The sequence below is a fragment of the Geobacillus sp. CX412 genome (assembly GCF_027942335.1).
In the GTDB taxonomy this organism is placed as follows: Bacteria; Bacillota; Bacilli; order Bacillales; family Anoxybacillaceae; genus Parageobacillus_B; species Parageobacillus_B toebii.
This window is the reverse complement of record NZ_CP103461.1, coordinates 1,913,276-1,934,660: the sequence shown is the minus strand read 5'-3', so window position 1 is coordinate 1,934,660 and position 21,385 is coordinate 1,913,276. Positions and strand designations below refer to the sequence as shown.

Sequence of the window (21,385 nt, the reverse complement as noted above, 5' to 3'; positions counted from 1 at the left end):
TATCTGTTTATGATAAAATTACATAATAGTAAAAACTTTACAGTTAACGTTCAACAACGGATGCGAAAGGAAGGAACGTTTGACGCACCAACGATCAGAATAAGTGTTACGCCTTTTTTAATTCCATATAAAAAGCGGTTAAAAACTTTCTTACATTAATACGGCATTTTGTTGTTTTTTCTCCTGCTTCGAGCTCTTTCATACGCTTTCGGATTTCTTCAAAATCAAAAAGACGGGGAGCGAAGTGTTCGAACGTGGGATTGGTATAGTCCGTGAGCCCGAGAGAAGATAAATGGGTAAATGCTTGCAGCACCATACGGCGAATGCGTTGTTCCATGGCACGCACTTCTTTTTGAATGGTGGATTCATGATGATGGTGTGTTTGTCGCACAAGCTCGGTGTATAATTCTTTTAAAGACGGCAATTCGTGAATCGTCTGTCCCAATTTCTCTTTTTCTGCTAAGTGGCGCATGATCAGTAATAAATCTGCCGCTCCTGCTTCTCCAGCAATGCCTAATAGAAGAAGAAGATGTTGCACTTGGTGTTCCAGTTGCGTTTGTTCCTTTTGATGTAAAGGGGAAGCGGTTGTTGCAGTTTGATCTAATGCTTTCAGCAGCTGGCGAATTGAATCAAGGGAATGGGAGATAGAGATATGTTCCGCTACTCGCCTCAATACTGCCACCACTTCGTAACGATTAATTGGCTTTTGAATGTATGTATCGACGCCGTGAAGGTATGCCTGTCCAATCATTTCTTTATTTTCCACCTGGGAAATCATCACAAATTGCCCTTTAAACCCTTCTTCTCTTAATTTTTTCATCGTTTGAATCCCATCGCGTCCGGGCATCAATAAGTCGATAAGCACCACATCGACCGAATACAATTGGTCTGCAGTAACGTTTAAGCCATCTTCTGCTTCTCCAACAACCTCGCCGAGCTGGTTTTCTGTAATAATTTTTTCAAGCATTTTTCGTACGACGGCGTCGTCTTCAATAAGAAAAAAACGAAGCGGCATGAATTACATTTCCTCCTTTCGCAGCAACTGGCTGGTAGGAATGGTCAATCGGAATATTGTTTGTCCTGGATTGCTGCTTACAAGTTGTATATGTCCATGAAGACTTTGTACGATATCCCGTGCGTGGGTAAGACCGATTCCTGTCGACGGATTTCCTTGTTGATCGTATTTTGTGGTAAAGCCGGGTTGAAAAATCCAGTCGGCATCTTCCTTGGCAATGCCTATCCCAGAGTCTGTCACCTCCACAATGAGATTGCTTTGTTGCAATTCTACTTGCAGATGAATCGAACCGGATGTCGGAATGGCTTCCACGGCGTTCGCCACTAAGTTGTTTAGTACAGAGAGTAAGGCATAGACATGGTCGGTCGATAAATCGACATGGCACGTTTGGGCAAATTGAATCTTTTTTCCTAATAGCTCGGCGTATTTTTCATTAGCGCGTACCACCATTCCACAAAGTTCATTGATAGGAAGCCTCCGCCGCAACGGTTGTTGCCCGATTAATTTCGATAAGCCTGCAAAAATACGCTGTACATCTTTTTTGACTTCATGAATATGTTCGGCGATATAAAGCGCGGCATGCGGCTTCACTTTTTCTCCTTCCATCAAACGCGAATATAGCTCATAACTTTTTCGTGTAATCTCTTCTAAGTATGTCATCGATTTTTGCAAGTAAAATGTTTCCTCATACAGCCCCGTATTAATCATCATTAGACGTTCCAACTCTTGTTGTCGCGCTTCCCCTAAGGTGCGAAGATGTTTCATTACGAAAATATTATATAATCCAATGACACAGAAACTTCGTAAAATAGCGAATAACAACATTACCATCATCACTTGGTATGTCACGATGAACGACTCACCAAGGAGATAACGAAAGAGCAATTCGCATGAATTAGACGAAAAATCAAGAACTGCGCCGAGCAGGCCAGCGCGGATGGGAAATTCCAGCAAGCGGCGGAAGCGAGTGATTTGTACGATCAAGGCAAAATTAATATAGTAACACGCGGCTGGAGCATGAGTAAAAAAACTATCTGATAACGCAGCTTGCCCAGTCAGCATGTCAAGGGCGATACGGAATCCGACGACAAAACATCCTGCGCAAATTCCGATAAAAAGCGGGGAAATCATCTCAAATGAAATAAGTCCGAAAAAAAAGATAGCACTCCCTAATGAGAAGCGGAACGGGCTATTAAACGGATTAATTTTCATTTCCCCGAAAAAAGCAGTGGCCAATATTAGAATGGTTACGATCAACAGGCGTTCACGCATCGTTTTTCCTTTTTTCACACACCTTTTCACCACCCCAGTTTCTATTATATAACAGATGAGGTGGAAGTAGTTTCATATTTTTCAAGAAAAGAATCATTATATGAGTCTAACGTTGTCGATATTCGAGCCTTCTAGAAACAAGAGATAACGAATAATTGACAACAAAATACATAAGCGCAACAAGAATAAAAATCGGTATCACATAATTGACATTTCTTCCGTTAATAATTTGTGCGTGGTTCATCAATTCTGGGAGGGAGATCACGATCGCTAGCGATGTATCTTTCAGCAATGAAATAAATTGGCTGACAATCGGCGGCACCATTCGGCGCAATGCTTGTGGCAAGATAATATACCATAATGTTTGTATATAGGTGAGTCCGGACGAACGCGCCGCTTCGATTTGGCCTTTGTCAATCGAGTTTAATCCGCTGCGAACGATTTCCGAAAGCATCGCCGATTCAAAGACAACTAGGGCGACAATAGCGGCATAAAATTTATCCAGTTTTAATCCCACTTCCGGCAGCGCGAAATACGTAAAGAAAATGATCAAGAGCAGCGGAAGGTTCCGAATCGTTTCCACCATAACGGCAAAAATTTGTGAAATGCCAGGGATTTTTGTATAGCGTATTACACCAATGATAATTCCAAAGATAAAACTAAAAATAATGGATATAAACGCAACTTCCAACGTGACCAAAAATCCTTGCAGTAAAAAGGAGAGATGTGCTGGAGCGTATGCGCCGATAAAGTCCATGTGTCCTTACCTCCTCGATTACCGACTTTTTGCCAAACGTTGTTCCAAATATCCAACACCTAAACTTAACGGTATAGTTAGCACAAGGTAAAACAACGCGACGAAGATATAAACATCAAATGTAACAAACGTTTCGGATGAAATTAAATCACCGAAATACATTAGGTCAAGCCCGGCGATGACTCCTAAAACGGACGAGTTTTTCACAAGGTTAATAAATTGGTTGCCAAGCGGCGGAATAACAATTTTGACCGCTTGCGGCAAGATGATATAGCGCATGGTCTGCAAGTATGTCAATCCAGAGGAACGCGCCGCTTCCATTTGGCCTTTTGGAACAGCAAGGATTCCAGATCGGATTACTTCCGCAATAAATGCAGCGGTATATACCATAAGGCCTAATGTTCCTGCTGTAAAGGAATCAAAACGTATACCGATAGCGGGAAAGCCGACAAAGAATACAAAGACGATTAAAATAAGCGGAATGTTGCGAATAAATTCTACATAGACAGTTCCGATCCAGTTTAGCGGGCGAATTGGCGCGATGCGGAAGATCGCGATAATGATGCCAATGACTAAGCTGCCGATAAGAGCCAGAACGCTTGCTTTTAACGTGTTGGCAAACCCTTGCAAATACATATCCCAATGTTCTAGCAGGATCGAATATCTTAACATGATGATTCCACCTCTTTCCTAACCTAAGATGAAACAGATGAGCGAAACAGGCTTCGCTCATCTGTTCTTTCATGATTTATTGTTGCGGTTTTTTCCCAATCCATTTTTCATAAATTTTGTCGTATTCGCCGTTTTCTTTAATTTCTTTTAAGTATTCGTTAATGACTTGCAAAAATTCTTTGTCTCCTTTGCGGACGGCGATGCCGTATGGTTCTTCGGTAAACGTTTCGTCAAGAACGCGGTAGTTTGGATCTTGTTTTGCCATTCCCAAAAGCAAAGCATTGTCCGTTGTGAGCGCATCGCCTTGTCCAGCTTTTAGCGCTGTAAACGCTTCAGCATAGTTTTCAAATTCTAATACATTGACTTCTGGCGCTACTTTGCGGATGTTTTGCGCGGATGTAGAACCTTTTGCCGTTAACACGGTCATTCCTTTTTTCAAATCTTTTACGCTGTTAATTTTGCTGTCTTTTTTGACAAGTAACGATTGTCCGGCCATGAAATACACATCAGAGAAATCAACTTCTTTTTTCCGTTCTTCTGTGATGGTCATTGTCGCGATAATCGCATCAATTTCTCCGTTATTGAGCATTGGAATGCGTGTTTTGGATGTCACTTCTTTTAGTTCGATTTTATTTTCATCACCAAGAATTTTTCTCGCTAATCCTTTGGCAATGTCAATATCAAACCCTTCTACTTTTCCGGTTTCTGGATTTTTTAAACCGAACAAGTTCAAGTCATACTTTACTCCAACAACGAGTTTGCCGCGTTTTTTAATTTTTTCTAACGTGTTCGTTCCGCCCGACGTTTCCGTCGATTTTGCCCCATCCCCTTTGTTGGATGTTGACGATTCGCTGCTGCACCCGGCTAAAGCAGTGATGCTTAATAGTGCGATAAGCGCAAGCGTGATCCACATTTTCCAAACTGTTTTTCCTTTCATGAAAAAACCCCCTTTGTTTGATTTGAAACATTTTTTTGCTTATTAATGGTTGAGAATGCGGCTCAGAAATACTTTTGCCCGTTCTTCTTTTGGATTGGCGAAAAATTCTTCCGGCGGCGCTTCTTCCAAAATACGGCCTTGGTCCATAAAGACGATGCGGTCCGCAACTTCACGGGCAAATCCCATTTCGTGTGTCACAACGACCATCGTCATGCCTTCTTTTGCCAATTGTTTCATGACATCAAGCACTTCACCAATGGTTTCTGGATCGAGCGCCGATGTCGGTTCGTCAAATAGCATAATTTTCGGCTTCATCGCCAGTCCTCTGGCGATAGCAACGCGCTGCTGCTGCCCGCCGGACAGCTCGGACGGATAGGCGTTCGCTTTGTCCGGAATTCCTACTTTCTCTAAATAGTACATCGCGGTTTCTTTCGCTTCTTTTTCCGGAATGCGAAGCACTTTCATCGGTGCTAACGTAATGTTTTGCAATACAGTCATATGTGGGTATAAATTGAAATGCTGGAACACCATACCGATATTGCGCCGCAATTGGTTAATGTCGATGTTTTTGTCATTGACTTTGACGTTATCCACGATTAATTCGCCGCTTGAAATCGTTTCCAAACGATTGATGCAACGAACTAACGTGCTTTTCCCAGAACCGGATGGACCAATAATGACGACAACTTCCCCTTGATGAATGGTTAAATTGATATCTTTTAGTACGTGGAAATCGCCGTAATATTTGTTCACTTGATGAAAATAAATCAATGAACCCCCTCCTTCCCGAATAATATGAATAGTTTGTTTTTTTTTAAGATTTATTGTAAACATTATCTACTGAAATCTACTGAAATCGACGATAATCTTCTCTTTGGATGCAAAAACTCTTTCTGCGGAGACGTTTACGCAAATGCCCGCGACAGCGTTGAATGTTATGCGCGGAAAAAGATGGTGACAGAGAGGTATTGATAGAAGAAATCTGTCTTTTGTTGGGAGCTTTCAGTAGAAGAGGGTTTTTCTTATTTTCATGAACAAAATGCACAAAATTCATTTTATTTTCAAAAACTTATTATTCAGAAAATTGTTGTTATAATTACTTTCAAATATGTAAACGCTATCAAAAAATAGGGGGATAAGGAAATGTTAAAAAAGTGGTGGAGCTTGATTGTAATGGGAATCATGATGTTTGTGTTAGCTGCTTGTGGAAGCACTGCAACGACGAACCAGTCTAGCAAACCATCAAACTATCCAACGAAGCCAATTGTGTTTGTCGCACCTTCCGGGGCTGGTGGAGGATGGGATTTGACAGCAAGGGCGATTACAAAAGTATTGGATGAAACAAAATTAGTGAAGCAGACGATTACGGTGGAGAATAAACCAGGCGGCGGCGGGGCTGTGTTTATGGCAGAATACGCAACACAGGATAAAAACAATGATTATAAGCTGTTTGTCAATTCCCCACCAATCATTATTAACAACTTAAAAGCGGAAGGAAACAGCCCATTCGGTTATAAAGACACAACACCGCTTGCTCAGTTGACGAAAGATTTCGGGGCGATTGTTGTTAAGGCGGATTCGGAATTTCAATCATTGTCCCAATTGTTGGAGGCGATTAAGCAAAATCCAAAGTCTGTGACAGTAGCCGGCGGGTCGGCGCCAGGGTCGATGGACCATTTGATCGCAATTCTTCCTATCTACAAATCTGGGATTGATCCGAAAGTAGTGAAATATGTTTCGTATGACGGCGGAGGGGAAGCAATCGCAGCGCTTCTTGGGGGAAATGCGGATGTGATTGCGACGGATGCATCTTCTGTCGGTGAATATGTGAAAGCAGGGAAAGTGCGAGTGCTTGCCATTTCTGCGCCAGAGCGTCTTGGCGGCGCTTTAAAAGACGTGCCGACGATGAAAGAGCTTGGCATTGACGCGGAATTTACGATTTGGCGCGGCGTCTTCGGGCCGAAACAAATGTCTGTGGACGCGAAAAAGTTTTGGGAAGATACTTTGAAAAAGCTATCCGAACACGAAAAATGGAAGCAAGAATTAACGAAACAAGGATGGGAACCAGAATATAAAGGGTCAGAAGAATTCGCTAAATTTTTACAAGAACAAGAAAAGCAGATCAGTGATATGTTAAAATCGCTCGGAATGCATAAATAAACGAACGGGGAAGAACATTCTTCCCTGCCTTTATCAAAAATGGGGGTGTACGTGTGAGCAAAACGTTTGATCGCATTGCCGCCATCGCCTTTTTAGCTGTTGGAGCTTTGTTTATGGTGGAAAGTCTAAAAATCTCAAAAAGCGCTTATGGAAGTGCAGTCGGCCCGAACGTGTTTCCGTTTTTGTTAGGGCTTGTTCTTGCGCTGTTAAGCATCAAATTGTTGCTAGAGACGATGCGATACACAGATTCACGCAAAGAAAGGCAGCCATTGCAGTATAAAAAGTTTTTCATCATTTTGCTTGCCGCCATTTTATATGCCGCCTTATTAGAAACTATTGGTTATGTGATTACGACTTTTTTATTCCTAGTCGTCGGGTTTCAAACGATGGAAAAAGGAACTTTGTGGAAATCGGTAGTGATTGCTGCTTGTTTTTCACTTGGGGTATACGGGTTATACGTTAAACTGTTGCAAGGAACATTGCCGAGTTGGCCGATTTGGTTTCAATAAAGGGGGGAGAGTATGAGTGCACTGACATTTTTAATCGATGGCTTTCAAACCGCGCTGCAGCCGCACAATCTGCTTTTCGCTTTTCTTGGCGTGCTCATTGGGACGGCGGTAGGAGTGCTACCAGGGATTGGCCCGATGAGCGGGGTAGCGCTGTTAATCCCGGTAACGGCTTCGATGACGTCCGGGCTTGACCCAGCTCAAGCGGCGACCAGTTCGATTATTTTGCTTGCCGGTGTCTATTACGGGGCGATGTACGGCGGTTCGACGACATCGATTTTGTTGAATACGCCTGGGGAGTCTTCCTCTGTCGTCACCACATTGGACGGTTATCAAATGGCCAAGCAAGGGAGAGCGGGATCAGCGTTAGCAATTGCGGCAATCGGTTCGTTTGTCGCTGGCATTGTTTCCTTAATTGCCCTCGTGTTGTTGGCGGAGCCGCTTTCCAATGTAGCATTGAAATTTGGGCCAGCGGAATATTTTTCACTAATGCTTCTCGGATTGGCCGCTGTCAGTGGATTGGCAGGAAATTCGATGACAAAAGCGTGGATGATGACCGTTTTCGGTTTGCTGCTTTCGACCATCGGTCTTGATAATGTGTCAGGTGTGGCGCGATTTACGTATAACATTTCTTTTCTATATGGGGGCTTGGAATTTTTAACAGTTGCGGTCGGTTTGTTTGCCTTAGGCGAAGTATTCAAAGCGATTCTTCATAAGGAGAAAAATGACGGAGAAATCGCAAAAATCGGCCGTGTCCTTCCATCGAAAGCGGAGCTGAAAGAAAGCGCGGGTCCGATTGCGCGCGGTTCGCTGCTCGGATTTTTCGTCGGAGTATTGCCGGGAGCGGGGGCGACGCTCGCCTCGTTTTTCTCCTATATCATGGAAAAGAAAATAAGCAAAACGCCTGAAAAATTCGGAAAGGGAACGATTGCTGGCGTGGCGGCTCCGGAATCTGCGAATAATGCCGCCTCGGGAGGGGCAATGATTCCACTGTTGACGCTTGGAATTCCCGGTTCGGGAACGACCGCGATTTTAATGGGGGCGTTAATTATGTATAACGTCCAGCCCGGTCCGCTGCTCTTTGATGAACACCCGGATGTAGCATGGGGATTAATCGCCAGCATGTTTATCGGCAATGTGATGCTGCTGATTTTAAACATGCCGCTCGTCAAAATATTTGCGAAAATTATTGAAACGCCGCCTAAATATTTGCTGCCGCTTATTATTGCGATTTCTGTATTTGGTGTTTACGCGGTGCAAGTGACGACGTTTGATGTCTTTTTATTAATCGCATTTGGTGTATTAGGCTATCTGCTGGCAGAACATGACTTTCCGCTGGCGCCGCTTGTATTAGGGCTTGTGCTTGGCCCGATGATTGAAAATAATATGCGAAGAGCGCTTACGGCTTCAAACGGAGACTTTATGGTATTTTTCGAAAAGCCAATCTCGCTTGTTTTGCTTATCATTGCGTTTTTATGGATCGTCGTGCCATTTGTCATGAAACTAAAAGGGAAATCGGTTATTGTCAGCGAAGATATGTAAGAGAAGAGAAAGACTATTGCCTTTCGGCGGATAGTCTTTCTCTATTTTCCGTTAAGGAGAGATAGCATGAAGCTACAAACGCGGCTCATTATCATTATTTGTTCCTTGCTTTTATTTGTCATCGTTTTTCTTTCCTTTTTGTTTCAGCACATGTTTGCCGCCACGCTAAAAGAACAGATCGGAATGCGCGCGTTGAACGTAGCGGAAACGGTTGCTGCTACGCCGCTAGTCAGGGATGCTTTTAGGCAGCCGGACCCGCACCGACAAATTCAGCCGTTCGCAGAAATGATTCGCCGCAAAACCGGCGCGGAGTATGTCGTGGTTGGAAATAGACAAGGAATTCGTTATGCACATCCGCTTCCAGACCGGATTGGAAAGAAGATGGTGGGAGGAGATAATGACGAAGTGCTCGAAGGAAAAGCGATTATTTCGGAAGCGGTCGGTTCGCTCGGTCCGGCGATACGCGGAAAAGCGCCGATTTTCGATGAGAAAGGGAATGTCATCGGCATTGTATCGGTAGGGTTTTTGCTTGAAGATATTGAGGACATCGTTTGGTCATATAATGCAAAAATTTTTTTCTTTTCTATCCTTGCGCTATTGTTGGGGGTTATTGGAGCAGTTGCCATTGCAAAAACGGTGAAAAAATCGATTCACGGATTAGAACCAAAAGAAATTGGGATGTTATACCAGGAGAAACAGGCAATTTTGGAAGCGATTCGTGAGGGAATTATTGCGGTGAATCGGGAAGGAATCATTACGATGGTCAACAAAACGGCGATGGAGTTGTTGGGATATAAAAAGGAGTATGACGTGCTAGGAAAATATATTTTACATATTATTCCTTATTCCAGATTGCTAGAAGTGATTCGAACGGGGAAAGCGGAATATGATGATGAGACAATATTAGGAGGGGAAACGGTGATTGCCAATCGCATTCCGATTGTCGATAAAAAAGGAAATGTCATCGGGGCGGTATCGACATTTCGCAATAAGTCGGAACTATATCGTTTGACGAAGGAGCTTTCCCAATTAAAAAGCTACGCTGACGCGCTGCGGGCGCAAACGCATGAGTTTTCCAACAAATTGTATGTCATTTCCGGACTCATTCAGCTGGAATCATATGAAGAGGCGTTAGAACTTATTTCTAAAGAAACCAATCTTCATCAGGACATCGTTCGTTTTGTGATGAAAGAAATCCCTGATCCTGTTATTGGAGGGCTGTTCATCGGCAAATTTAACCGCGCAAATGAATTAAAGATTCAGTTTGAAATTGACCGGCAAAGCAGCTTTAAAGATATTCCAAAGCATTTGGATCGCGATCACCTTTTGACTATTATCGGCAATATTGTGGATAACGCAATGGAAGCGGTATTGCACAACGGATGCGAAGAAAAGAGAGTGACCGTATTTTTAACTGATCTTGGCGACGATTTGATCATTGAAGTGGAAGATAACGGACCAGGAATTCAAGCGGAAATAGCCGATCAAATATTTGAACGAGGTTTTTCGACGAAAGCGGCCGCCCATCGCGGCTATGGCCTGGATTTGGTGAAAAAATCGCTGACGGTGCTTGGCGGTCATATTACTTATCAATCGGAACAGGGAAAAGGAACTGTCTTTACGATCATCATTCCAAAACAACGGAGGGTTGATGATGGCTCGCAATATTCAAGTGCTCATTGTCGAAGACGATAAACGTATTGCCGAGATTAACCGCCGTTTTGTCGAAAAGGTGGAAGGCTATGAAGTGATCGGAATCGCCACTAACGAGCAGGAAGGAAAAGAACTGGTGGAAGTGTTGCAGCCGGATTTAGTCTTGCTCGATATATATTTTCCGGATATGAATGGACTTGCGTTTTTAAAATGGATTCGTGTGCATTTTACTAATATAGATATTATTATGATCACTGCGGCAAGAGAAATTGACACCCTGAAGCAAGCGATGCATGGAGGGGTGTTTGACTACATTATCAAACCCATTATGCTCGACCGGTTTACCGAAACGCTGGTGAGATATAAAGAATACTATCATAAAATGCACGAACTGATGAAAGAAAAAGAATTAATCGGACAAGAGGATATCGATCAGTTAATCCGGCGTGAACAGACGGTTAGCGGTACAGATAATCAACTGCCGAAAGGGATTCATCCGCTGACATTAGAGAAAGTGCTAGCGGTGGTAAAGCGATATGACGATGGCATTACAGCGGAAGAAGTAGGAAAACTCATTGGCGCAAGCCGGACGACATCGCGGCGCTATTTAGAATATCTTGTTTCGATTTCCCAAGTGACGGCCGATATTTCGTACGGCTCGGTGGGAAGGCCGGAACGAATTTATAAGCTAAAACGATAGGAGGAGGGGAAGTGGATATTTTTCTTCTTATTTTACTCCATGTGATACTGCCATTATTTTTTCTTGTCGGCCTTGGGGCGCTTTTGCATCGCATTTTCCATTTTGACATGAATACCTTGTCCAAATTAAATGTCTATGTGCTACTACCGGCTGTTGGGTTTACAAATATTTATGAAAGCAACATGAACGGCGATGTTCTGTTGGGCGTACTCGCGTTTTTACTGCTGCAAAATGGAGTGCTAATCGCCATTAGCACAGTCATGGCAAAATTAATGAAGCTGGACCGTAGTTTAGCGGCGACGTTTCAAAATACAATCGTTCTTAATAATTCCGGTAATTTCGGCATTCCAGTAAGCCAGCTTGTATTTCACCAGCAGCCGTTAGGGCTGTCGATTCAAATTGTCGTGGCGATTTTCCAAAATTTCCTTACGAATACATACGGTGTGTTTAATTTTATATCTGCTAGTCAAAAGAAGGGGAAAATGACGGCAGAATTTTTGAAAAACCCGATTATATACGCACTGTTGCTTGGATTGCTTTTTCGGTCGCTGCATATTCCGGTTCCATCGTTTATTTGGAATCCTCTTCAAAATGTCGCCAATGCATTTTTGGCCATTGCTTTACTGACACTGGGAGCGCAAGTGGCTTATATTAATTTGAGACAGCTGCCGCCGTTGTTGTATCTTAGCGTTTTCAGCCGTCTGCTTCTTTCACCGGCGGTTGCCGCTGTGATTATTTTTGCGTTGCATCTTGAGGGAGTGACCGCTCAAGCTTTATTCATCGCAAGTTCGTATCCTTGTTCGAGAAACACCGCGCTTTATGCGCTCGAATACGGCCACCATCCGGATTATGCCGCCCAAGCGGTATTTGTGTCAACGCTGCTTAGTTCGGTGACGGTGACGATGATCGTGTATCTTTCCAAGATTTTATTCTAAAAATCAAAAGGCGCGAATGATTGTTTCGCGCCTTTTGATATACTATCGAATTTGTTGAAAGAGCTTGATGGCATGTTTTGGAACCCAAAACTGGTCCGCGCTGTAAACGACAAGTCCTTCTAATTCATACGTTTTGTTTCCAACGGTCATGATGTTTTTGTTTACAGGGAGTTTCGCCGTCGTATTTCCTTTCTTTACGATGAGGGCAGGATTTTGTGCGTCCGTTTGGTCAATCGTAACGGTTGCCCCTATTGCTTCGAATTCTTTTTCGGCGTTGACAAATAACCGTTTATTTAAATCTTTTAAGTCAAAGCCCATCGCTTTTGCCATGATGTGGGCTAAATCCGTATTTTCAAAGGTGCCAATTGGACGATTCGGACCGTAAGCATAGAGAAATACATCTTCCCCTGTATGTCCGCCTGTTGTAAATCCGAGATTAGCACGCGCGGCGAGCAATTCTGAGAATGTTTTGCGAAGATTCGTCGATTCGCTTAATCTTTTCTTCTCTTCGGCTGTTAATGAATCTAATCCGTATAAACGGGCAACTTCTTCTAGGTTTGATTTGTCTGCCTTTAATTGGCTCATTGCTCCGTCTAATGTCATTTTCGCTTTTTTCAGCGGGTCGATATATGCGGAAACAGGGGTTTCAGGATATGATTGATCGGTGTTGCGGTTTCCGATTGTAATACCGCTGTTGCCATGGTCTGTCACAGCAATTACAAGCGTGTCGTTGCGTTTTTTCGCAAAGGAAAGCGCTTCTTTGACCGCTTTGTCAAACGCTAACACTTCGCTGATGATGCCGACAGGATCGTTCGCATGCGCGGCCCAGTCGACTTGGCTTCCTTCGACAAAAAGGAAAAATCCATCTTTATCTTTTGACAGTGTATCGATTGCTTTTTTCGTCATTTCCGCTAGCGTTGGTTCATTAGGTCTTATATATGGACGGTTCATATCTTGCGCAAGCGCGTCATCCGCAAACACGCCCCAAATTTTGTTCGATTTTGAACGAAGCAGTTCTTCGCGCGTTTCTACGATGTCATATCCTTTTTTCTTAATAACTTCTAGCATGTTTTCGTTGTCTTTTCGGTTGTTTGTTTTGTTTCCAGGGAGCAATGCATCCTTTCCTCCACCTAAGACAACTTCTATATTTTGATATACTTGTTGTTCAGCGATGTCTGGAAACAAGTTTCGGTGTGGAACATGTGCGGAGAAACCAGCTGGCGTCGCATGTTGAATGGCGGCTGTTGCGATAATCCCTGTTGATTTTCCCACTAGTTCGGCTCCTTCGAGTACATTGGCTGCCGGCTTAAGCGCTTGTTCTTTCGGAATCGGCTGTAATCCAGGCGAATTGACGACACTTGGGAGGACCCCGATATACTTATCATTTGATTTAAATCCGGTAGCCATTGCTGTTGCGGCCGGAGCTGAATCGGTAATCGCCGATTCCGCTGAGTACGTACGGACAGCGCCGCTTGCCATTTCGTCTAAAGCGAGCGGTTCTCCTTTGTACCATCTTGCTAATGTCGTAGCTCCGGCGCTTGTCCCATCCATCACCATCATAATGACATTTTTAATCGGTTTTTGTTTTTTCTCTTGTTTTGCTTCTTCGCGCGCAGCGAAAGCAAAAGAGCCAGCTGTGAGGGATCCGATTAACGCAAAACTGATAATTTTCTGCCCAATATTTTTCAATTTTGCTTCCTCCTTACAATAATTATGTACTTATTATGATCATAAAATTGATTTGTTAACTTATTTTTTAAATAATGTAAATATTTCGTTAAATATGTTTATTTTTTTCTTTTAAAATATGGTTGTAAAACGTTTTCAATTTGTTTTATAATTCTACTAAACCGGTTTATGAAAACGTTTCTAAATACTAAATCGATTTAGTAATGAAAGAGGGATCCCCTTGAAGAAAGTAACGATGGCCGACGTTGCGAAGTTAGCCAATGTTTCGAAAAGCACCGTATCGCAATATTTAAATAAACGTTATGAATATATGAGCGAAGAAACGAGAAAACGAATTGCTCGAGCAATTGAAGAGCTAGGATATCAACCGAATATTATTGCTCGCAGCTTAAAACAGAAAACAACAATGACAATCGGAGTCATTGTCTTCAATATTTTGCACATGCTTACGACGCAGGTGCTGCATGCCATTGAGGAAGCATGTCAAGAGCGCGGCTTTCATGTCATTGTCTGCAATTCCGATGACGATCCGGAAAAAGAGAAAAAATATATTGAGATGTTGCTCGCGAAACAAGTCGATGGCTTGATCGTTTTCCCAACAGGAAAAAATACCGATATATATCAAAAAATGGTCAAAGAGCGATTTCCGCTCGTGTTTGTGGACCGGATGGTTCCGGGGATTGAAGCGGATGCGATCTTGCTTGATAATAAAAAAGCTGCCGCATTAGCGGTCGAATATTTTGCCGATCGTGGCTACCAACGCATCGGAGTCGTTGCTCCTCCGCTTGTTTCCCATGTCATTCCAAGGGTGGAGCGCATTGAAGGATTCCGGCAAGCGTTAGTGGAAAAAGGGCTTCCAGTTGTTGATGATTATTTTATCACAATGAAAATCCCATCTATTCAGAATGGATTAGCGAAATTATTTGCTTCTGGTCGTCCTCCGGAAGCGTTGTTTGCGATTAATGACTTAACGTTGATGGAAGTTTTATATTTTATTAAAGATAATCATATTAAAGTTCCTGATGAACTGGCCATCATTAGCATTGACGATGTTCCGTTTGCCCATGTCTATACACCGACGCTGACGACAATCGCACAACCGACGTTTGCGATGGGAAAAAAAGCGGCAGAGCGCTTGTTTCTGCAAATCACAAAAGAAAAAAAGCATCAACCGCAAATTTTTCGCTTTCCGCCTACGTTTATCGAACGAGGATCGGTAAAAGAAAAAACGTAATAGGAAAGAGAGGGAATCAACATGAAAGAAGGACAACCAATTGTGATTGGCGTCGATATCGGAACGACGAGCACAAAAGCGGTAGCGTTTGGAGAACAGGGACGAGTGCTTGCCTCCCATGCGATTGATTATCCGATTGTACAGCCCCATCCAGGCTGGGCGGAACAAGATCCAGAGGAGATTTTCTCGGCTGTTGTCCAAACTGTAAACGCTGTCATGTCGAAATTGAATATTGCTTCTAATCAGGTGAAAGCGATCGGATTTAGCGCGGCGATGCATTCTTTAATGGCGCTTGATGCCTCAGGACGCCCGCTTACCCGCTGCATCATCTGGGCGGATAATCGCAGTGTTGAACAGGCAGATCGTCTTTTGAATGAAATGAATGGATTGGATATTTATAAGCGGACAGGAACGCCGATTCATCCGATGTCCCCGCTTCCGAAATTGCTTTGGCTAAAAGAAGAACAGCCGGATTTATTTCGTCAAGCACATAAATTTGTGTCCATGAAAGAATATGTGTTGTACCGATTATACGGTCAATACGTTGTCGACTATTCGATCGCTTCAGCAACGGGGCTGTTCCGTTTAGATACGCTTGACTGGGATGCGGATGTTCTCGAGTTTCTCGGTATCACAAGAGCGCAGTTGTCAAGCTTAGTGCCAACGACACACATATTGCGAGGAATGAAAAAAGAATGGGCGCAACAAATGGGCTTGGATCCGGACGTACCTGTCGTTGTCGGGGCTAGTGACGGGGTGCTGGCCAACGTTGGTGTCGGGGCGATTTTACCAGGGGAAGCGGCGATTACGATCGGAACGAGCGGTGCGGTGCGTACGATTTCTTCTGTTCAGAAAACAGATGAAAAAGGGAGAACGTTTTGTTACGCGCTGACACCAAACCATTGGGTCGTCGGTGGGCCGACGAATAACGGCGGCATTTTGCTAAGATGGCTCCGTGATGAATTTGGCGGCCAGGAACGTGAAGTGGCGAAAAAGCTCGGCATTGATCCGTATGATTTGCTTACAAAATATGCGGAACGGGTTCCGGCAGGTTCGGAAGGGCTTTTGTTTCTGCCGTTTTTATCCGGTGAACGGGCGCCGTACTGGAATGCGAACGCAAGAGGGACATTTTTCGGCATCAGTCTTCATCACAAGCGGGAACATTTTATTCGCGCGGTGATGGAAGGTGTGTGCATGAGCGTCTTTTCTGTTGCCTTGGCGATTCGTGATGTTACAGGACCGCTGTCGGAAATCCGCGTATCGGGCGGTTTTGCGAAATCACCGTTTTGGCGGCAAATGCTTGCGGATATGATGGGGAAAGTGCTGCTTGTCCCAGAAACGCACGAAGCTTCCGCATTAGGAGCCGCAGCGCTTGCCCTGTATGCGCTTGGCGACATTCCATCACTAGATACGGTGAAAACTTGGATTCAAATTACATCACGCCATGTGCCAAATCAAGAAAATACCCTTATTTATTCAGAACTGTTTGATATGTATATGCGGTTATACGATCGATTAAAAGATGAATTTGATGTTATTGCATCGTTTCAACGGAAGAATTCATAGTTATGCATCATTACTAAATCGGTTTAGTTCACATCAAGAACAACAGAGGGGGAACAAACATGGGAATTGCTATTGTCATTGCAGCCATTGTTGTATTGCTGTTATTGATTACGGTTGCGAAAATGCATCCGTTTGTCGCCTTAATTTTAACGTCCGTTGGTGTCGGGCTTGCGATGGGCATGCCGCTGATCGCGCCATCACCAGAAACGCCGGGAATTATTGATTCGATTAAAACCGGTCTTGGAAATACGCTTGGCTTTTTAGCGATTGTTTTGGCGCTTGGGACAATGCTTGGAAAAATGATGGCAGAGTCCGGAGGTGCGGAACGAATCGCGAAAACGTTGATTGATCGTTTTGGGAAAAAACGCGTCCATTGGGCAATGATGGTCGTCGCGTTTTTAGTAGGTATCCCGGTATTTTTCCAAGTAGGGTTCGTACTGTTAATTCCGCTTGTATTTACGATTGCAATGGAGACGGGGATTTCGCTCGTGACGATTGGAATTCCGCTTGTTGCCGGATTGTCGGTTGTGCATGGGCTTGTGCCGCCTCATCCAGCTGCGATGGCCGCAGTCGGTATATTTAAAGCAGATGTTGGAATGACGATTCTTTACTCGATTATTGTCGGGCTGCCGACAGCGATTATCGCCGGCCCGCTCTTTGGAAAATGGATTGGGTCGCGCATGCATAAAAAAGTGCCGGCAGAAATTGCCGAACAGCTTGTACAGCATAAAGAAACGAAAGATTTGCCTGGCTTCGGAAACACATTATTCACCATTTTACTTCCTGTTATTTTGATGTTAATCGCTTCCATTGCCAATGTAACGTTGGATCAAACGTCTGATGCGTCTAAAGTGCTGCGATTTATCGGAGATCCGATTGTTGCATTGTTAATCGCAACGATTTATTCATTCTTCAGCCTTGGCTACGTGCGCGGCTTTAATCGCGATAAAGTGTTAAAATTTGCGAACGACTGCCTTGGTCCAGTTGCGAATATTTTACTAGTTATCGGCGCTGGCGGAGCGTTCAATAAAGTGCTCCTTGACTCAGGCATTGGCGAGCAAATTGCCGATTTAGCGAAGCATTCCCATTTGTCTCCGCTCCTATTAGGATGGGGGATTGCCGCGCTTATCCGGATCGCGACAGGTTCTGCGACGGTATCGATGATGACTGCAGCCGGCATTGTCGCCCCAATTGCCGCCAGCATGCCTGGTACGAACACAGAATTGCTCGTATTAGCGACGGGAGCTGGATCTCTCATTCTATCACATGTCAATGACTCTGGCTTCTGGATGATTAAAGAGTATTTCGGAATGACTGTCAAAGAAACGTTGATGACATGGACCGTGATGGAAACGATTATTTCTGTAGTGGCATTTATCTTCATCCTATTGTTAAATGTAATTGTTTAACATATTTACCGAGAAGTCTCCCACCTCTTAACAGAGTGTAGGTGGGAGAGGTTCATCAATCTGGTAACCTCATTTTTGATAAAAGCGCAATGCGTGCAAATTATCGTTCGTCGTGATTAAGCGGATTGTGACACATCCATGCTGCGCGGCGAATGTTTCCGTTTGTTTCAAAAGAGCACTGCCGACTCCTTGTTTTTCGATCACGCTATCTAGCGAAACGATTTCGCATTCCTCATCACGGTGACAAAGGTGATTATATTTCCCCGTTGTCTTGGAGAGAGGCAAAACCGTCCAGTTCGCCGCAATCATACACTCCCGTTGAAACAACCATTTGCGGGCTTCCCCAATGGGCAATAAAAAACTTCTGCACTGTCGAACGGTCAGCAAGGTGAGTAGGATAATGTTTATATTAATCTACCTTTCATGTCTGATTGATGTATATCCTAATCTTCAAACTCTATGGCGACCGCTCTTACTGGAGAACCATCACTTTCCGGCAAATAAAGGGGAAGCGCAATAATGTACGGATCGGCAAAGTCGATTTTATCAAAGTTCGTAAAATTTTCCCCGATCACTCCATTCACAGCAGTAATCGCTTCATGCGCAGGGAAGGAAGAGCCATCAGGCGGATCGATATTTAACGCATCGATGAAAAACGTGCGGATTCCTCTTCCCAACATTGCCTGGATGACGTCGACGGCAATGTAAGGATGGCGAAAATAGCGCTCCGTTTTTGCGTATTGGGACCAGCCGGTATGAAATAAAACAATCATTCCAGGTTCCAGTTGCGGCAAATAATGTTTGACATCGCTTAATGTAATCGCCTCGCCATCGTTTTTTCCTGTCACATCAATGACAATTCCTTTGCCGAGGAAATACGTTAACGGAATTTCCGCTATTCGCGCGCCATCTTCCCGAAAATGAAAAGGAGCGTCCACATGTGTGCCGCTATGCGAACCGAGAACAAGCCGACTGACATGATAGCCGTTTTCGGCGAATGTTGCCGCCGGTTCGATATGCGGTCTGGGATCCCCCGGGTAAACCGGGATTTGTGAAGTAATTGGCATCGATAGATCCACGATTTTTTTGATGTTCATGTCCATTCCGCTCCTTGATAAACATCTGTTCGCCGCTCATTCATCATCGTGTAAAAGGTTTGCTTTAATTCCTGACGCCAGTTCTCATCTATCGTTGCTCGTATGATTTCTTCTTGATCATCCATGTTGGCAATGGCGATTTCGCTTCCATCTGGTCCATAAATAGAGGATAAACCAAAGAAACGGAAAGAGAAAGACCATCCTACTTGATTACATGCGGCGACATAGACAGTATTATCGAGCGCGCGTGCCATCGCAAATTTTTGAAAAGGCTCGTGAAACGGGGATTCCCAAGCACACGGAACGAGAAGAAGCTCGGCTTCATGGACCGCCAGATGCCTTGCTAGTTCTGGAAAAGCCAAGTCCCAACAAATCATTAAACCGATGCGGCCGAGCTCTGTATTCACTAGTACTGGTTTGGATCCGGGAGTAAACCACGCTTTTTCTAACGGGGTTAAATGGATTTTTCGATAATTCCCTACACATTGTCCGCTTGGATGAATCAGTATGAGAGAGTTATAGAGATTTGCCCCGTCATCTTTTTCAACGTATCCGTAAGCAATATATAATTGAAGTTTTTGCGCAAGCTGGCTCATTCGCTGAAATATAAAGCCATCCCATGCTTGGGCAACACCTTTCAGCGTTTCCGACAACACGTAACCAGTGGTACAAAGTTCCGGAAACAGGAGAAGGCGAACATTGGGAAATTTTTGTTTGCATTCGTTTGCGATGGCTTCCATTTTTGCAAGGTTGCCAGAAATATTGCCATTTACCGGCGTCATTTGCGCCAAGGCTATTTCATACGATGTTGCCATAAATTATCCCTCCATGCTAGTTGGAGATTGGAGTTCCACGGTATGCGCTGGGCTCGATGTTTGTTTGGTGACTTTCATCAATCCCCAATAGCCTGCTCCTGATAAGAGAAACGTTAACATGGTCGAGCCGATTGTAAGCGGATGAACATACGTAAAGTAATAGGCGAAAACGGCTCCGATGATATACGTCACATATGCGGCCACATTGACTCCTTTTTGATACCGATACTGTCCTTTTGTATCAAAAAGAATATCTTCCGCATCATATGTTCCTCTTTTGATTAAAAAGTAATCGACGAGCACAATGGCGAATACCGGAATGAACAGTGTGGCAATGAGCAGAATAAAATTAAAGAAATGGGACATGAGAGTTTCTTTTAACAAGGCGCCGAGAGTACAAATGATTCCCATGATCAATGTCGGCTTCCAAAATCCCGCGCGCGGGAATACGTTCATAAAGGACATCGTCGCACTATATAATGCCATGACATTGGTAGATAGTACAGAAAAGAAGACGACAATAGATGCGATCAACCCAAATCCGTAAGCGGCAAGGAGAATGGCAGGGTCGTATGTTCGTTCCATGTTAGAAGCAATGCTGAATCCGCTTACAACAGCACCGAGCCCCATCGCTACAATCGAAGCAACAAGATAGCCAAAGTAGGTTCCCCAAAATCCGCTCTTTTCCGACTGGCAGTTTCGGTTAAAATCACAAACGGTTGACATCCACGAAAATGCTGTCGCAACCACGATATCAAAAGCGATAATCGTGGTGACCGCTGGATGTTCGCTTGCTTTTATTTCTAATAGTGTTGAGATATCATATGTCGTAAAAATTTTGTAAAAAACGAGAAAGGATAAAAGCAACATGGCGATCGATATATATTTTTCGATCCGTTCCACCCCGCGGTGGCCGAAAATCGTAATAATGACGACAAGCAGTTCGGTTAAAATCACAAATAAATTAATATTGCTGTATCCCGTAGCGTAATGAATTGCATAATTAAGACTAAGGCCAGCCATATACGCTTGAATCCAGCTCCAGCCAATTAAAATAATGGTATTGACAATGGCTGGAAGAATTGCTCCTTTGTGTCCGAAGGAGGCTCTGGTGATAACCATGGTTGGGAGCCCGGTCCGAATGCCGATGTTTCCGGTAAGAGCGAGCGGAACGGCGCCGATCGCGGAGCCGACAATAATCGCAAGCATCGCACTGGAAAAGGAAATATCGGGAACAAACATCATGCCTGTCATCACGGTAGTAATGACGACGTTCGCAGCAATCCAAAGAGTAAAGGTACTAAAAAAATTCATACTCCGTTCGTTCATCGGTGTTGGCCGAATATCATCATGTCCAAAACGTTCTGTCCATTTCTCCATCAACAACTCCTCCTTACATAAAATTTATAATATTCAGAATAATTAG

20 protein-coding genes are annotated in these 21,385 nt (G+C 43.9%); 9 read left to right on the top strand and 11 right to left on the bottom strand.

Going from position 1 to position 21,385, the window contains the following annotated elements; all coding sequences use genetic code 11:
- Window positions 1–106: 106 nt before the first annotated feature.
- The 6 genes from NXM86_RS10245 to NXM86_RS10220 form a co-directional block, all read right to left on the bottom strand.
- Window positions 107–1,015, bottom strand: a complete 909-nt coding sequence (locus NXM86_RS10245) for a response regulator (RefSeq protein WP_171699111.1) — start codon at window positions 1,013–1,015, stop codon at window positions 107–109.
- Window positions 1,016–1,018: 3 nt separating this feature from the next.
- On the bottom strand, window positions 1,019–2,287 hold the full coding sequence (locus NXM86_RS10240; RefSeq protein ID WP_015863745.1) for a sensor histidine kinase: 1,269 nt from the start codon (window positions 2,285–2,287) through the stop codon (window positions 1,019–1,021).
- Window positions 2,288–2,393: 106 nt separating this feature from the next.
- Window positions 2,394–3,044: an amino acid ABC transporter permease gene (locus NXM86_RS10235; RefSeq protein WP_015863746.1), complete on the bottom strand. Its 651-nt coding sequence runs from the start codon at window positions 3,042–3,044 to the stop codon at window positions 2,394–2,396.
- A gap of 18 nt (window positions 3,045–3,062) precedes the next feature.
- Complete coding sequence (locus tag NXM86_RS10230; RefSeq protein ID WP_498957973.1) at window positions 3,063–3,716, bottom strand: amino acid ABC transporter permease; 654 nt, start codon at window positions 3,714–3,716, stop codon at window positions 3,063–3,065.
- 76 nt (window positions 3,717–3,792) lie between these two features.
- On the bottom strand, window positions 3,793–4,653 hold the full coding sequence (locus NXM86_RS10225; RefSeq protein WP_498957971.1) for a glutamate ABC transporter substrate-binding protein: 861 nt from the start codon (window positions 4,651–4,653) through the stop codon (window positions 3,793–3,795).
- A gap of 42 nt (window positions 4,654–4,695) precedes the next feature.
- Entirely contained in the window at window positions 4,696–5,487 is a 792-nt protein-coding gene (locus tag NXM86_RS10220; RefSeq protein WP_498957970.1) for an amino acid ABC transporter ATP-binding protein, read from the bottom strand.
- Window positions 5,488–5,796: 309 nt separating this feature from the next.
- On the opposite strand from NXM86_RS10220, the gene NXM86_RS10215 reads away from it, so the two are divergent.
- From NXM86_RS10215 to NXM86_RS10190, 6 genes are all read left to right on the top strand, one after another.
- Window positions 5,797–6,813, top strand: coding sequence for a tripartite tricarboxylate transporter substrate binding protein (locus tag NXM86_RS10215; RefSeq protein WP_498957969.1), 1,017 nt, complete (start codon window positions 5,797–5,799; stop codon window positions 6,811–6,813).
- Window positions 6,814–6,866: 53 nt separating this feature from the next.
- The gene (locus tag NXM86_RS10210; protein WP_062678068.1) at window positions 6,867–7,322 is read left to right on the top strand and encodes a tripartite tricarboxylate transporter TctB family protein; all 456 of its coding nucleotides are present in this window, start codon (window positions 6,867–6,869) and stop codon (window positions 7,320–7,322) included.
- A 12-nt stretch (window positions 7,323–7,334) separates the two neighbouring features.
- Window positions 7,335–8,861, top strand: a complete 1,527-nt coding sequence (locus tag NXM86_RS10205; RefSeq protein WP_498957967.1) for a tripartite tricarboxylate transporter permease — start codon at window positions 7,335–7,337, stop codon at window positions 8,859–8,861.
- A 66-nt stretch (window positions 8,862–8,927) separates the two neighbouring features.
- Entirely contained in the window at window positions 8,928–10,556 is a 1,629-nt protein-coding gene (locus NXM86_RS10200) for an ATP-binding protein (protein ID WP_498957966.1), read from the top strand.
- Window positions 10,516–11,214: a response regulator gene (locus NXM86_RS10195; RefSeq protein WP_498959027.1), complete on the top strand. Its 699-nt coding sequence runs from the start codon at window positions 10,516–10,518 to the stop codon at window positions 11,212–11,214. The genes NXM86_RS10200 and NXM86_RS10195 overlap by 41 nt, the downstream gene beginning before the upstream one ends.
- Window positions 11,215–11,225: 11 nt before the next feature.
- Window positions 11,226–12,149, top strand: a complete 924-nt coding sequence (locus NXM86_RS10190; RefSeq protein ID WP_498957965.1) for an AEC family transporter — start codon at window positions 11,226–11,228, stop codon at window positions 12,147–12,149.
- Between the two features lie 42 nt (window positions 12,150–12,191).
- Here the strand turns inward: NXM86_RS10190 and NXM86_RS10185 are convergent, their stop codons facing one another.
- Window positions 12,192–13,838 (bottom strand): alkaline phosphatase, encoded by a 1,647-nt coding sequence (locus NXM86_RS10185; RefSeq protein WP_498957963.1) that lies wholly within the window; start codon window positions 13,836–13,838, stop codon window positions 12,192–12,194.
- A gap of 220 nt (window positions 13,839–14,058) precedes the next feature.
- On the opposite strand from NXM86_RS10185, the gene NXM86_RS10180 reads away from it, so the two are divergent.
- From NXM86_RS10180 to NXM86_RS10170, 3 genes are read left to right on the top strand one after another with little or no spacing between them, the layout of a single operon-like run.
- Window positions 14,059–15,072 (top strand): LacI family DNA-binding transcriptional regulator, encoded by a 1,014-nt coding sequence (locus NXM86_RS10180; protein WP_062754277.1) that lies wholly within the window; start codon window positions 14,059–14,061, stop codon window positions 15,070–15,072.
- Window positions 15,073–15,093: 21 nt separating this feature from the next.
- On the top strand, window positions 15,094–16,638 hold the full coding sequence (gntK, locus tag NXM86_RS10175) for a gluconokinase (protein WP_081189567.1): 1,545 nt from the start codon (window positions 15,094–15,096) through the stop codon (window positions 16,636–16,638).
- Between the two features lie 59 nt (window positions 16,639–16,697).
- Window positions 16,698–18,047: a GntP family permease gene (locus tag NXM86_RS10170; protein ID WP_081189566.1), complete on the top strand. Its 1,350-nt coding sequence runs from the start codon at window positions 16,698–16,700 to the stop codon at window positions 18,045–18,047.
- Between the two features lie 69 nt (window positions 18,048–18,116).
- Here the strand turns inward: NXM86_RS10170 and NXM86_RS10165 are convergent, their stop codons facing one another.
- From NXM86_RS10165 to NXM86_RS10150, 4 genes are all read right to left on the bottom strand, one after another.
- Complete coding sequence (locus tag NXM86_RS10165) at window positions 18,117–18,401, bottom strand: GNAT family N-acetyltransferase (RefSeq protein WP_498957961.1); 285 nt, start codon at window positions 18,399–18,401, stop codon at window positions 18,117–18,119.
- A gap of 89 nt (window positions 18,402–18,490) precedes the next feature.
- The gene (locus NXM86_RS10160; protein WP_081189565.1) at window positions 18,491–19,144 is read right to left on the bottom strand and encodes a cyclase family protein; all 654 of its coding nucleotides are present in this window, start codon (window positions 19,142–19,144) and stop codon (window positions 18,491–18,493) included.
- The gene (locus tag NXM86_RS10155) at window positions 19,141–19,959 is read right to left on the bottom strand and encodes a carbon-nitrogen hydrolase family protein (protein ID WP_081189564.1); all 819 of its coding nucleotides are present in this window, start codon (window positions 19,957–19,959) and stop codon (window positions 19,141–19,143) included. Before NXM86_RS10155 ends, NXM86_RS10160 begins: the two co-directional genes overlap by 4 nt.
- Window positions 19,960–19,962: 3 nt before the next feature.
- Window positions 19,963–21,339 (bottom strand): purine-cytosine permease family protein, encoded by a 1,377-nt coding sequence (locus NXM86_RS10150; protein WP_081189563.1) that lies wholly within the window; start codon window positions 21,337–21,339, stop codon window positions 19,963–19,965.
- Window positions 21,340–21,385: the final 46 nt, after the last annotated feature.

Bases quoted from the DNA above. Each gene is read 5' to 3' on its own strand.
- NXM86_RS10225 (WP_498957971.1), bottom strand. From the start codon at position 4,653: ATGAAAGGAAAAACAGTTTGGAAAATGTGGATCACGCTTGCGCTTATC.
- NXM86_RS10200 (WP_498957966.1), top strand. From the start codon at position 8,928: ATGAAGCTACAAACGCGGCTCATTATCATTATTTGTTCCTTGCTTTTA.
- NXM86_RS10245 (WP_171699111.1), bottom strand. From the start codon at position 1,015: ATGCCGCTTCGTTTTTTTCTTATTGAAGACGACGCCGTCGTACGAAAA.
- NXM86_RS10240 (WP_015863745.1), bottom strand. From the start codon at position 2,287: ATGCGTGAACGCCTGTTGATCGTAACCATTCTAATATTGGCCACTGCT.
- NXM86_RS10170 (WP_081189566.1), top strand. From the start codon at position 16,698: ATGGGAATTGCTATTGTCATTGCAGCCATTGTTGTATTGCTGTTATTG.
- NXM86_RS10150 (WP_081189563.1), bottom strand. From the start codon at position 21,339: ATGGAGAAATGGACAGAACGTTTTGGACATGATGATATTCGGCCAACA.
- NXM86_RS10215 (WP_498957969.1), top strand. From the start codon at position 5,797: ATGTTAAAAAAGTGGTGGAGCTTGATTGTAATGGGAATCATGATGTTT.
- NXM86_RS10235 (WP_015863746.1), bottom strand. From the start codon at position 3,044: ATGGACTTTATCGGCGCATACGCTCCAGCACATCTCTCCTTTTTACTG.
- NXM86_RS10155 (WP_081189564.1), bottom strand. From the start codon at position 19,959: ATGGCAACATCGTATGAAATAGCCTTGGCGCAAATGACGCCGGTAAAT.
- gntK (WP_081189567.1), top strand. From the start codon at position 15,094: ATGAAAGAAGGACAACCAATTGTGATTGGCGTCGATATCGGAACGACG.
- NXM86_RS10195 (WP_498959027.1), top strand. From the start codon at position 10,516: ATGGCTCGCAATATTCAAGTGCTCATTGTCGAAGACGATAAACGTATT.
- NXM86_RS10230 (WP_498957973.1), bottom strand. From the start codon at position 3,716: ATGTTAAGATATTCGATCCTGCTAGAACATTGGGATATGTATTTGCAA.
- NXM86_RS10220 (WP_498957970.1), bottom strand. From the start codon at position 5,487: ATGTTTACAATAAATCTTAAAAAAAAACAAACTATTCATATTATTCGG.
- NXM86_RS10160 (WP_081189565.1), bottom strand. From the start codon at position 19,144: ATGAACATCAAAAAAATCGTGGATCTATCGATGCCAATTACTTCACAA.
- NXM86_RS10205 (WP_498957967.1), top strand. From the start codon at position 7,335: ATGAGTGCACTGACATTTTTAATCGATGGCTTTCAAACCGCGCTGCAG.